The organism is Kitasatospora humi, assembly GCF_020907985.1.
GTDB classification, from domain to species: Bacteria; Actinomycetota; Actinomycetes; order Streptomycetales; family Streptomycetaceae; genus Kitasatospora; species Kitasatospora humi.
The window spans coordinates 105,427-118,169 of the sequence record NZ_JAJJPA010000005.1; the positions used below are offsets into that span (position 1 = coordinate 105,427).

Sequence of the window (12,743 nt, forward strand, 5' to 3'; positions counted from 1 at the left end):
GGCGGGCCGGATCGCTTCGACCATACCTCCGCGGCCGGGCCGGGCGGCCGCATGTGCCGCCAGCCGGTCGGAGCACGGGACGGAGGTCACCCGGCGATCACTTGGGGGCCGGGATGATGCCGCTCAGCCACTTGAAGGACGGCACCACCAGCGGCCGCCAGGTGGACATCAGGTGCGCCCCGGTGGTCTCGAACGGGGTGACCGTCGTCGGCGGCTTGGCGGCCTGCTGCAGCGCGGTGGCGTCCTCCAGGCCGTCGCCCTTGCGGCCGCTCACCCAGAGCGAGACGTTCGGCGGGGTGGCCGCGTGGGTGAGCAGGTAGAGCGGGTTGGAGGTCTCGCGCAGCTTGGGGTCCTTGGCGGTCAGCGAGTCGCTCTCCTGCATCGGGTCGTTGTAGCCGGACATGGCGATCGCGGCGCGGAACCGGTCCGGGTGGCCCAGGGCGAGCCGCGCCGCGCAGTGCGCGCCGGCCGAGTAGCCGGCCACCGCCCACTGGTCGGGGGAGGCGGTGGTGCGGAAGTTGTCCAGCACCATCTGCGGCACGTCGCGGGCCAGCCAGGTCTCGGCGTTGACCTTGCCGGGCACGTCCGCGCAGCCGGTGTCGGCGTGCTGCAGCAGGTTGACCCGCGGGGTGACCAGGATGAACGGGGTGATCTGGCCGGACTTCATCAGCGGTGCGAGCTGCTGGGTGACGTTCATGCCGGTGGCGCCGTACCAGGTGCTGGTGCTGCCGGGGTAGCCGGCCAGCAGCTCGACCACCGGGAAGTCCTTGTCCTTGTACGCCGGGTCGTCGTACTGCGGTGGCGTCCAGACCAGCACCTCGCCGTCCACCCCGGACAGCCGGCCCTTCAGGTCGGTCTCCTTGACGTCCCGCGGCACCGCGTCGGAGCTGGGCGCGTGGAAGGACTGGATCACCTTGGGAGCGCCGGTCGCCTGGTCGCCCGCGAGGCCGTTGTCCTTGGGCGGCACCGGCACCGCCCGGACGTGGCTGGTGGTGCCGAGCAGGTCCGCCCAGCTGCCGTACAGCTGGTTGTCGTCGTTCACCCAGGTGAACACCACCGCGATGGCAGTCAGCTGGCAGAACAGCACGGTCCCGAGCGAGCCGGCGTAGCCGAGCGGGGTCGCTCCGCCGCTGCGTCGGCCCCGGCCGCGCCGGCGGCCGCCCGGGGCTTCCTGGTCGCCCCTGCCGCGTCCCCAGTAGGCCAGGGCCAGGGCTATCGAGGCCACGAAGAGGACGATGGTCAGGACGAAGAAGGGCGTGCCGGTCAGTTCCACGAGAGCAAAGACTGCCAGTACGCGTGTTCGGTTGCGCAACTGGGAGACCACTGGAGTCAGGCTGGGAGCAACCAGAGCGTGGCGAGCGGTGGAATGATCAGCTCCGCGCTGTACGGCTGGTCGTTCCAGGGAATGTTCTCGGCCTTGATCGGCGCGGCGTTGGCCACCCCGCTGCCGCCGAACCGCGGGTCGTCGGTGTTGAGCAGTTCGCGCCAGAGCTGGTCGCCGCCGGCCAGCCGGGGCAGCCCGATCCGGTGGTTGTGCCGGACCACCGGGGAGAAGTTGCAGACGACCACCAGCGGCCCGCGGTGGCCGAGCCGCCCGTCCTTCCCGTCGTCGGCGGCGTACCGGACGAAGCCGAGCAGGTTGTCCTCGGCCGCGCCGGCGTCGAGCCAGCGGAAGCCGGCGGGCCGGGTGTCCTGCTCCCAGAGCGCGGGGGTGTCCAGGTAGTGCCGGTTCAGCTCGCCGACCAGCCGGCGCACCCCGAGGTGGTCCTCGGCGGCCGGCCAGCCCTCGTCCAGCACCCACCACTGCGGGCCCTGCTCGTGGTGGAACTCGGCGCCCTGGGCGAACTCCTGTCCCATGAAGAGCAGTTGCTTGCCCGGATGGGCCCACATGAAGCCCAGGTAGGCGCGTTGGTTGGCGCGCTGCTGCCACCAGTCGCCGGGCATCTTGCTCACCAGCGCCCGCTTGCCGTGCACCACCTCGTCGTGCGAGATCGGCAGCACGTAGTTCTCCGAGTAGGCGTACACCATCGAGAAGGTGATCTCGTTGTGGTGGTACTTGCGGTGCACCGGCTCCTTGGACATGTAGACCAGCGAGTCGTGCATCCAGCCCATGTTCCACTTCAGGCCGAAGCCCAGGCCGCCGCTGTGGGTGGGGCGGGTCACGCCGTCCCAGGCGGTGGACTCCTCGGCGACGGTCACCACACCGGGGCAGCGGCGGTAGACGGTGGCGTTCATCTCCTGGAGGAACCGGACGGCGTCCAGGTTCTCCCGCCCGCCGAACTGGTTGGGCACCCACTCGCCGTCGGCCCGGGAGTAGTCGAGGTAGAGCATGGAGGCGACGGCGTCGACCCGCAGGCCGTCGATGTGGAACTCCTCGCACCAGTAGACCGCGTTGGCGACCAGGAAGTTGCGCACCTCGGTGCGGCCGTAGTCGAAGGTCAGGGTGCCCCAGTCGGGGTGCTCGGCGCGGCGCGGGTCGGCCGGTTCGTAGAGCGGCTCGCCGTCGAACCGGGCCAGCGCGAAGTCGTCCTTGGGGAAGTGGGCCGGCACCCAGTCCATGATCACGCCGATCCCGGCCCGGTGCAGCGCGTCCACCAGGTACCGGAAGTCGTCCGGCGAACCCAGCCGCGCCGTCGGTGCGTAGAAGCCGGAGACCTGGTAGCCCCACGACCCGCCGAACGGGTGCTCCATCAACGGCATGAACTCCACGTGCGTGAAGTTCAACTCCTTTAGGTAGGCGGGCAGTTCCACTGCCAGCTGACGGTAGTCCAGGCCGGGCCGCCAGGACGGCAGGTGCACCTCGTAGACGGACATCGGCTCCCGGTGGTGGTGCGCCCTGGCGCGCTTGGCCAGCCACTCGGCGTCGCCCCAGACGTAGTCGGATTCGGTGACCACCGAGGCGGTCTCCGGCGGCAGTTGGGCCTGCCGGGCCAGCGGGTCGGCCTTCTGCCGCAGCTGCCCGTCGCGGCCGCGGATCTCGAACTTGTACCGGGTGCCGACCCGCAGGTGCGGCACGAACAGCTCCCAGACCCCGCTGGCCCCCAGCGAGCGCATCGGGAACCCGGTGCCGTCCCAGTGGTTGAAGTCGCCCACCAGCCGGACCCCGACGGCGTTCGGCGCCCAGACCGCGAAGCCGATCCCGTCCACCCCGTTGACGGTGCGCCGGTGCGCCCCCAGGGCACCCCAGAGCTTCTCGTGCCGCCCCTCGCGGATCAGGTGCAGGTCCAGCTCGCCCAGGGTGGGCGGCATCCGGTAGCCGTCCTCCTGGGGCAGCGGCTCGCCGCCCGGGTAGCTCACCAGCAGCCGGTAGGCGGGGATCCCCGAGCCCGGCAGCAGGCCGGTGAAGAGGCCGGCCTGCTGGTGGGTCAGCTCGGCCGGGCCGTAGGCGGTCTCCACGGTGACCCGCTCGGCCAGCGGGCGGAGCACCCGGATGGCCGTCCCCCCGGTGGTCGGATGGGCGCCGAGCAGGGCGTGCGGGTCGTGGTGCGCGCCGCTCACCAGCCGCTCGATCTCGGCGGGCGGCAGCGGCGCCTCGGCCAGCCGCAGCACCGGGCCGTCCAGCACCGGGGCTTCGGCCGGTTCGGCCGTGGTCGCCCCTCCCGGAGCCGCCTTCGGCACGGTCGGGGCGAGCGCCGGTCGCCGCCCGCCCCGGCTCCGCCGACCCGCTTGACTGGGCTGACCGGATTGACCGGCCTGGTTCGCCGCCCGGTCTCGACCGCCGCTGCCCGGGCGGCCCGGGAGGAAGGTGGCGGGCACGTTCGGGGCGGAGCGGTCGGGCGGGGCCACGGCGAGATCCTCCTGGGACGGGTGCGGAACGGGCGGGGCAACTGCTCTGAACATAGGTCAGGTGGTGGTGGCCAGCCTGTGGATGGCGGTCAGCGGGATCGGCAGCCAGCTGGGCCGGTGCCGGGCCTCGTAGACCACCTCGTAGACCGCCTTGTCGATCTCCAGGGCCCGCAGCAGCTCGGGGCAGGCCGTCGGATCGGTGCCGCCGGCCGCTGTGTAGCCGGCGCAGTAGGAGGTCCGGTTGCGGGCCGCCCAGCCGGCCGCCAAATGGGCCAACTGGGGGTCCGGCTGGGGTGCGCCGGCCAGCAGGTGGGCGGCCGCGTAGTCGAAGGAGCGCAGCATCGCCGCCACGTCCTTCAGGGCCGGCTGCGGCAGTCGCCGCTCGGCCACCGACTTGGCCGGCTCGCCCTCGAAGTCCAGCAGCACCCAGCCGTGCGGGGTGCGCATCGCCTGGCCCAGGTGCAGGTCGCCGTGGATCCGCTGGACCGTCAGGTCGGCCAGGTGTTCCGCCGTCAACTGCTGGAAGGCGGCGTGCAGGGCCGGGCGGTAGCGCCGCAGCGCGGGCACCGCGGCGGCGGCCACGTCCAGCCGTTCGGCCATCCCGGTGGCCAGTCGCCCGGTCTGCTCGCGGTCCAGCCGGGCCACCGGCAGGGCGCGGGCCAGCACCCGGTGCACCTCGGCGGTGGCCCGGCCGAGCCGGTGCGCCTCCACCGCGAAGTTGCCCGGGCTCGGGTCGCCCTTGAGCCGGGCCACCTGGTCCAGGGCCAGCTCCCAGCCGTCCTCCGCGTCCGGCAGGAACCGCTGCAGCAGGCCCAGGGTGGCCGGTTCGGATCCGGCCAGCCGGCTCTCGAACCAGGCCGCCACCCGGGGGATCCGGGTGCTGCCGGCCCGGGACAGCGCCAGCGACAGCTCCAGGTCGGGGTTGGTGCCGGGGCTGATCCGGCGGAACAGCTTGAGGATGAACGCGGTGCCGAAGATCACCGAGGTGTTGGACTGCTCGGCGGTGCCGGCCCGGCCCAGCAGGTCGCTCGGCAGGCCCGGACCGGGGGTGCGGCGGAAGGCCAGCGGCCCGAACCGGTCGGCGGTGGCCAGGTGGCCGAGCAGCCGGCCGGTCAGCTCCGGGTCGTGCACCGCGTCGTAGAGCGCGGCGCCGTCGTACGGGCCGTGGGTCAGGCTGCCGAGCGAGGCCTCCGGCAGCAGGTCGGCCGGTGCCTCGGCCCGCAGTCCGAGCAGCAGTTGGTAGAGGTCGGACTGACCGCCGTGCTCCACCCGGAGCAGCAGGTGCAGCATCGCCGGGTCGCCGGTCACCAGCGGGGTCGCGGTGACCGGACGCAGGCCGGTGATCGCCTGGCCCTTGCCGGCGTACCAGCGCTGGCCGGGCAGCCAGTCGGCGATCATCGGCAGCGCGGCCTCGACCAGCTCGCCGACCGCCAGTGAGGTGCTGCCGCGCGGTCTGCCGGTGTGCCCGGAGTGCGAGCCCGCGCCGCGGCCCGCGCCGCCGACGCCGTACGGACCGCCCGCGCCACCCGGGCCGCGGGGCGCGGTTCCCGCGTCGCGGTGGGCGTGGGCTTGAGAACGGGAGGTTTCCGACATGACTCCCTTTCCCCGGAAGCAGGCTGACGGCCCGGTGGATCAGGCCGGGCCCGCCAGTCTTCCGGATTTCGGCGGCGCTACGGCGGCGGCACGCGAGTCTGGCTCGGGTGTCACGCCTGAGGGGTAGGCGTTGGGCTGTTCTCCGTACGAGGTGGCGCGCGATTCACTCAGGGAGCGCAGCTGCCTCGCGCCGTGCGCCCCCCGGTGCCGCTGGATCGTTACTGCGCCACGGGCCTGCGCAGCTGGAACCAGTAGAAGCCGTGCCCGGCCAGGGTGAGGAGGTACGGCCACTCGCCGATCGACGGGAACCGCACCCCGCCGATCAGCTCGACCGGGTAGCGCCCGCCGTACTGCCGCAGGTCCAGCTCGGTGGGCTGGGGGAAGCGGGAGAAGTTGTTGACGCACATCACCAGATCACCCTCGTACTCCCGGACGAACGCCAGAACGGCCGGGTTGCTGGACGGGAGTTCGGTGTAACTGCCGAGCCCGAAGGCCGGGTTGAGCTTGCGGATCTCGATCATGCGCCGGGTCCAGTGCAGCAGTGAGGACGAACTGCTTTGCTGCGCTTCGACGTTGGTCACCTGGTATCCGTAGACCGGATCCATGATGGGCGGCAGACTGAGCCTGCCCGGGTCGGCGGAGGAGAAACCCGCGTTGCGGTCGGGCGTCCACTGCATCGGGGTGCGCACGCCGTCGCGGTCCCCCAGCCAGATGTTGTCGCCCATGCCGATCTCGTCGCCGTAGTAGAGCACCGGGGAGCCGGGCAGCGAGAGCAGCAGCGCGGTGAACAGCTCGGTCTGGTTGCGGTCGTTCTCCAGCAGCGGGGCGAGCCGGCGGCGGATGCCCACGTTGGCCCGCATCCGCGGGTCCTTGGCGTACTCCGCGTACATGTAGTCGCGCTCCTCGTCGGTGACCATCTCCAGGGTCAGCTCGTCGTGGTTGCGCAGGAAGATGCCCCACTGGCAGCCGTGCGGGATGGCCGGCGTCTTGGCGAGGATTTCCGAGACCGGGTAGCGGGACTCGCGGCGCACCGCCATGAAGATCCGCGGCATCACCGGGAAGTGGAAGGCCATGTGGCACTCGTCGCCGCCGGAGGTGAAGTCGCCGAAGTAGTCGACCACGTCCTCCGGCCACTGGTTGGCCTCGGCCAGCAGCACGGTGTCCGGGTAGTCGGCGTCGATCTCCTTGCGGACCCGCTTGAGGAACTCGTGGGTCTCCGGCAGGTTCTCGCAGTTGGTCCCCTCCCGGGCGAACAGGTACGGCACCGCGTCCAGCCGGAAGCCGTCGATGCCCAGGTCCAGCCAGAACCGCAGGGCCGCCATGATCTCGTCCTGGACCCGCGGGTTGTCGTAGTTGAGGTCCGGCTGGTGGGAGAAGAAGCGGTGCCAGAAGTACTGCTTGCGGACCGGGTCGTAGGTCCAGTTGGAGGTCTCGGTGTCGACGAAGATGATCCGCGCGTCCGGGTACTGCTTGTCGTCGTCGGCCCACACGTAGAAGTCGCCGTACGGGCCGTCAGGATCGTGGCGGGAGGCCTGGAACCACGGGTGCTGGTCGCTGGTGTGGTTCATCACGAAGTCGATGATCACCCGCATGCCGCGCTTGTGCGCCGCGTCCACGAACTCCACGAAGTCGGCCAGGTCGCCGAACTCCGGCAGCACCGCGGTGTAGTCGGCCACGTCGTAGCCGCCGTCGCGCAGCGGGGACGCGAAGAACGGCGGGAGCCAGAGGCAGTCCACTCCCAGCCACTGGAGGTAGTCGAGTTTGCTGGTGAGCCCCTTGAGGTCACCGACACCGTCGCCGTTGCTGTCCTGGAAGGACCGCACCAGCACCTCGTAGAAGACCGCGCGCTTGAACCACTCCGGGTCCAGGTCCTTCTGCTCGGTGTCCGCGAAGGTGTCGGGGACGGGCTCGTTCACAATCACAGGGAGATCCTCCGAACGGTGAGGAGGTGGGCCGGCGACGCCGAGGGGTCGAGCCGGACGTAGTTGTGGCGGTGCCAGGTGTACTGCTCGCCGTTCAGCTCGTCGGTGGCGGCGAACGGACCGTCACCCGGAAGCGTGACGGTGGCCTCCTGCGGGTGCCACGGGTCGAGGTTGACCACGACGATGACCTCGTCCTCGCCGGTGCGCTTGGTGTACGCGATGATCTGGTCGTTGTCGGTGGGCAGGAAGGCGAGGTTGCGCAGGTCCTGGAGCGCCGGGTGGGCCCGGCGCAGCTCGTTGAGCCGGGTGAGCAGCGGGGCCAGGGTGTCGGTGCGGGTCCAGTCGCGCGGGCGCAGCTGGTACTTCTCCGAGTCCAGGTACTCCTCGGTGTCCGGGCCGGCCGGCACGCATTCGGCGTGCTCGAACCCCGCGTAGACGCCCCAGCTGGGGGAGAGGGTGGCGGCCAGCACGGCGCGGACCGCGAACGCGGCGGGACCGGTGTGCTGCAGGTGCCGGGGCAGGATGTCCGGGGTGTTGGCGAAGAAGTTGGGCCGCATGTAGGCGGCGGCCGCACCGGACAGCTCGGTGAGGTACTCGGTGAGCTCGTGCTTGCTGTTGCGCCAGGTGAAGTAGGTGTAGGACTGCTGGAAGCCGATCTTCGCCAGGGTGTGCATCATGGCGGGGCGGGTGAAGGCCTCGGCGAGGAAGATGACGTCGGGGTCGGTGCGGTTGATCTCGCCGAGCACCTTCTCCCAGAAGTGGACGGGCTTGGTGTGCGGGTTGTCGACCCGGAAGATCCGCACGCCGTGGCCCATCCAGTGGCGCAGCAGCCGCAGGGTCTCGGCCACCAGGCCGTCGAAGTCCTGGTCGAAGTTGATCGGGTAGATGTCCTGGTACTTCTTGGGCGGGTTCTCGGCGTAGGCGATGGTGCCGTCGATGCGGTGGCTGAACCACTCGGGGTGCTTGTTGACCCAGGGGTGGTCGGGGGAGGCCTGGAGGGCGAAGTCCAGGGCGATCTCCAGGCCCAGTTCGGTGGCGCGGGCGACGAAGGCGTCGAAGTCCTCGATGGTGCCCAGGTCCGGGTGGACGGCGTCGTGGCCGCCCTCCGGGGAGCCGATCGCCCAGGGCGAGCCGACGTCGTCGGGGCCCGGGGTGAGGGTGTTGTTGGGGCCCTTGCGGAAGGCGTGGCCGATCGGGTGGATGGGCGGCAGGTAGACCACGTCGAAGCCCATCGCGGCGATCGCGGGCAGCCGCTCGGCCGCCGTCCGGAAGGTGCCGGACTTCGGCGGGTCCAGGGTGGCGCCCTCGGAGCGCGGGAAGAACTCGTACCACGACCCGTACAGCGCCCGCCGCCGCTCCACCCGCAGCGGCAGGGCCGCCGAGGAGGTCACCCACTCCCGCAGCGGGTGGCGGGCCAGCACGCCGGTCACCTCGGGCGTCAGCGCCGCCGCCAACCGGGTGAGCGGCGGGCGGGAGGGGTCGCGCAGCGCGGTCACGGCGCGCAGCACCAGCGGGCGTCCGTCGCGCTTGGGCACCTCGGCGGCGGCCCGCTCCAGCAGCAGCGCGCCCTCCTCCAGGGTGAGTTCGACGTCCTGTCCGGCCGGGACCTTGATGGTGGCCGCGTGCCGCCAGGTGGCCACCGGGTCGCTCCAGGCCTCCACCGCGTAGCTCCACCGGCCCTCGGCCGTCGGGGTGACCTCGGCGCCCCAGCGGTCGGTGCCCGGCGCCAGCTCCCGCATGGGGATCCACAGTCCGCCGCGGCCCCTGGGATCGCGCAGCACCACATTGGCGTTCACCGCGTCATGGCCCTCGCGGAACACCGTCGCGGTCACCAGGAAGGTCTCGCCGACCACCGCGCGGGCCGGGCGGCGGCCGCCGTCCACCACGGGGGCGACGTCGAGCACGGGGATCCGACCGATCATCAGGTCGCTCTCCTTGGCCCGGGGAGCGGCCGCACGCTTCCTGGGGGCGGCGGGCTTGGTACCGCCGGACTTCGCGGGCGTCTCGGCCGTGCGGGTGGTGCGGCGCCGCAGCGGCGTCGGAGCCGGTGCCGCTATGGCCGGAATCGATACCGAAGGCAGGGCGGATGACTCCAACCCCTCGGACACCAGTGCGGACTGATTCCGTGTGTCGCCGTGCATGCCGAGACTCCTGCCCGAGATCGGCGGCAGCCCGGGGCGTCGGAGCGCCGGGGGTGCCGGAGGACTTCTGGGTGGGGGACTGAGGAGCGACCGGAGCCTGCCCGGACCGCCGTGTCCGCGGGTACGGCCGCCGGCTGCGGGTGCTGCCGGGCGGCGCCCACGGCGCCCGGGACGGTGAGACGGCGCACGTCCCGGCGCGCGGCCTCGTGGCACGCCCGGTAGGGCGATTCCGACCCACCCGCGGAAACGACCGGGGCGGGGGTGAGGACACGCGACGACCCACCAGGGAGTGCTCCGGTGAGCCGAGTGGGCTAACGGACGATCAGGGAGGGCTTCGGAAACGCAGAGGACCGGCCGAGCCGCAAGGGAATCGCCACCCATGCCGACCCTGCGAGCGCGGCCTGTGCCCATCCTCGCACTGTTCGTAGCTCTTACCACTCGGTACGGGGCCAGCGTGGTGGTGCGGGGGAGCAGTTCGGCCAATCGCCTCAACCCCTGGGTGGCGGAAATCCGCGCCCAGCGTGCGCCTTGCCGGTCGAGTGCGCCGTGTGCGCCCCCAGGCGCTTCGACTGCGCCGGACGTGACCTCATCGATCGCCCGAATGGGTAGCAGCTACGGGAGTTGACACCACATCAGCCCGCCTCGGCGGTTTACGCTTCGAGCCGTGAAGGCCATTCGCAGATTCACCGTCCGCACCGTCCTGCCCGAGCAGCTCCAGCCGTTGCACGAGCTCGCGCTCAACCTGCGCTGGTCCTGGCATCCGGAGACCCGGGAGCTGTTCCGCGCGGTCGATCCGGGGGTCTGGGAGGCCGTCGGCGAGGATCCGGTCCGGCTGCTCGGCGAGGTGCCGGCGCGCCGACTCGCCGCGCTGGCCGGCGACCGCCGCTTCCTGCGCCGGCTCGGCGACCTCACCGACGACCTGGCCGACTACCTGAGCGCGCCGCGCTGGTACCAGTCGGCCCCGGGCGGCGAAGGGCTGCCGGCCGCCGTCGCCTACTTCTCGCCCGAGTACGGCATCGCCGCCGCACTGCCGCAGTACTCCGGGGGCCTGGGCATCCTGGCCGGCGACCACCTCAAGGCCGCCAGCGACCTCGGCGTGCCGCTGATCGGGGTCGGGCTGTTCTACCGGCACGGCTACTTCCGCCAGTCGCTCAGCCGGGACGGCTGGCAGCAGGAGCGCTACCCGGTGCTCGACCCCGAGGAGCTGGCCGTCACCCTGCTGCGCGAGGCCGACGGCACCCCGGCCGGCGTCGAGCTGGCGCTGCCCGCCGGCCGGCGGCTCGCCGCGCAGATCTGGCGCGCCCAGGTCGGGCGGGTCCCGCTGCTGCTGCTCGACTCCGACGTGGCGGCCAACGCGGCCGGCGAACGGGACGTCACCGACCGGCTGTACGGCGGCGGCAGCGAGCACCGGCTGCTCCAGGAGATGCTGCTGGGCATCGGCGGGGTGCGCGCGGTGCGGGCGTTCTGCCGGATCACCGGGCACCCCGCGCCCGAGGTCTTCCACACCAACGAGGGCCACGCCGGATTCCTGGGCATCGAACGGATCCGCGAGCTGGTGGCCGACGACCGCGGCTACGACTTCGGTGCCGCGCTGGAGGCGGTGCGGGCCGGCACCCTGTTCACCACCCACACCCCGGTGCCCGCCGGCATCGACCGCTTCGAGGCCGAGCTGGTGGCCCGTCACTTCAGCGGCGACGCGGCGCTGCGCGGGGTGCCGGTGGAGCGGGTGCTGGCGCTCGGCCTGGAGGACTGGCCGGGCGGCGACCCCAAGCTGTTCAACATGGCCGCCATGGGCCTGCGGCTGGCCCAGCGGGCGAACGGCGTGTCCACCCTGCACGGCGCGGTCAGCCGCGGCATGTTCGGCGCGCTCTGGCCGGGCTTCGACCCCGCCGAGGTGCCGATCACCTCGGTCACCAACGGGGTGCACGCGCCCACCTGGATGGATCCGGCGGTGGTCCGCCTCGGGGCCGCCCGGATCGGCGCCGACCAGGCCGAGGCGGCGATGGCGGTCGGCGAGGCCGGGCCGTGGAGCGCCGTGGAGCAGATCGGCGACGGCGACATCTGGGAGGTCCGGGGCAGGCTGCGGGCCCAACTGGTGGAGGAGGCCCGGCGGCGGCTGCGCGACTCCTGGCGGGCCCGCGGCGCCGGCGACGCCGAGCTGGGCTGGACCGGCACGGTGCTGGACCCGGAGGTGCTCACCATCGGCTTCGCCCGCCGGGTGCCGTCCTACAAGCGGCTCACCCTGATGCTCCGGGACCAGGAGCGGCTGCGTTCGCTGCTGCTGCACCCGAGCCGCCCGGTGCAGATCGTGGTGGCCGGCAAGGCGCACCCGGCCGACGACGGCGGCAAGCGGCTGATCCAGCAGCTGGTGGCGTTCGCCGACGACCCTGCGGTGCGGCACCGGATCGTCTTCCTGCCCGACTACGACATGGCGATGGCCACCCGCCTCTACCCCGGCTGCGACGTCTGGCTGAACAACCCGCTGCGCCCGCTGGAGGCCTGCGGCACCTCGGGGATGAAGGCGGCGCTCAACGGCTGCCTCAACCTCTCCGTGCTGGACGGCTGGTGGGACGAGTGGTACGACGGGCGCAACGGCTGGGCGATCCCCACCGCCGACGCCGCGGGGATCGGCGAGGACCAGCGCGACGACATCGAGGCGGCCGCGCTCTACGACCTGATCGAGCACCAGGTGGCGGCCCGCTACTACGAGCGCGGGCCGGACGGGCTGCCGCACCGCTGGATCGCCATGGTCCGGCACACCCTCGCCACCCTGGGCCCCAAGGTGCCGGCCGGCCGGATGGTCCGCGAGTACGTGGAGCGGCTCTACGCCCCGGCGGCGCAGGCCCAGCGCCTGCTGGACGGGCCGGGTGCCCGGCAGCTGGCCGACTGGAAGGCCCGGGTCCGCCAGGCCTGGCCCCAGATCGCGGTCGGCCCGGTGGACGCGGCGGGCGCCGAGGCCGCCGAGCTCGGCACCTCGGTGGCCCTGAAGGTCCAGGTGACCCTGGGCACCCTGACCGCCGAGGACGTCGAGGTGCAGGTGGTCTCCGGCACCGTCGACGAACAGGACCGCCTCGGCGAGGTCGAACTGGGCACCCTCAAGCCGGCCGGAGGCCCCGACCTGACCGGCTGCCAGCGCTACGAGGGCACCCTGGAACTCAACCGCACCGGCCCCTTCGGCTACACCGTCCGCGTCCTCCCCAGCCACCCCCTGCTCGCCTCCCCGGCCGAACTGGGCTTGGTGGCCCTGCCGGTGGAGTCGGCCGGCATGGACGCGGGGGTGCTGCGCTAACAGGGCCCACGA

The 12,743-nt window shown here is 72.5% G+C and carries 6 protein-coding genes; 1 reads left to right on the top strand and 5 read right to left on the bottom strand.

The annotated features are described in order from the left end of the window. Positions 1–97 precede the first annotated feature (97 nt). The 5 genes from LN042_RS07455 to LN042_RS07475 all read right to left on the bottom strand — a co-directional run bounded on the left by LN042_RS07455 (position 98) and on the right by LN042_RS07475 (position 9,223). Complete coding sequence (locus tag LN042_RS07455) at positions 98–1,273, bottom strand: alpha/beta hydrolase (RefSeq protein WP_230049676.1); 1,176 nt, start codon at positions 1,271–1,273, stop codon at positions 98–100. Between the two features lie 56 nt (positions 1,274–1,329). Then, complete coding sequence (gene glgB / locus LN042_RS07460; protein ID WP_443667700.1) at positions 1,330–3,840, bottom strand: 1,4-alpha-glucan branching enzyme; 2,511 nt, start codon at positions 3,838–3,840, stop codon at positions 1,330–1,332. A gap of 3 nt (positions 3,841–3,843) precedes the next feature. Then, positions 3,844–5,379 (bottom strand): maltokinase N-terminal cap-like domain-containing protein, encoded by a 1,536-nt coding sequence (locus LN042_RS07465; RefSeq protein ID WP_230049677.1) that lies wholly within the window; start codon positions 5,377–5,379, stop codon positions 3,844–3,846. Positions 5,380–5,597: 218 nt separating this feature from the next. Further along, entirely contained in the window at positions 5,598–7,301 is a 1,704-nt protein-coding gene (gene treS / locus LN042_RS07470; protein WP_230049678.1) for a maltose alpha-D-glucosyltransferase, read from the bottom strand. Beyond that, on the bottom strand, positions 7,298–9,223 hold the full coding sequence (locus LN042_RS07475) for an alpha-1,4-glucan--maltose-1-phosphate maltosyltransferase (protein WP_230049679.1): 1,926 nt from the start codon (positions 9,221–9,223) through the stop codon (positions 7,298–7,300). The genes treS and LN042_RS07475 overlap by 4 nt, the downstream gene beginning before the upstream one ends. A gap of 883 nt (positions 9,224–10,106) precedes the next feature. Here LN042_RS07475 and glgP point away from each other — a divergent pair. After that, positions 10,107–12,731, top strand: coding sequence for an alpha-glucan family phosphorylase (glgP, locus tag LN042_RS07480; RefSeq protein WP_230049680.1), 2,625 nt, complete (start codon positions 10,107–10,109; stop codon positions 12,729–12,731). The last annotated feature ends 12 nt before the right edge of the window (positions 12,732–12,743 follow it).

Coding starts and splice junctions, on each gene's coding strand:
- LN042_RS07465 (WP_230049677.1), bottom strand. CDS start 5,379: ATGTCGGAAACCTCCCGTTCTCAAGCCCACGCCCACCGCGACGCGGGA.
- LN042_RS07475 (WP_230049679.1), bottom strand. CDS start 9,223: ATGATCGGTCGGATCCCCGTGCTCGACGTCGCCCCCGTGGTGGACGGC.
- glgB (WP_443667700.1), bottom strand. CDS start 3,840: ATGTTCAGAGCAGTTGCCCCGCCCGTTCCGCACCCGTCCCAGGAGGAT.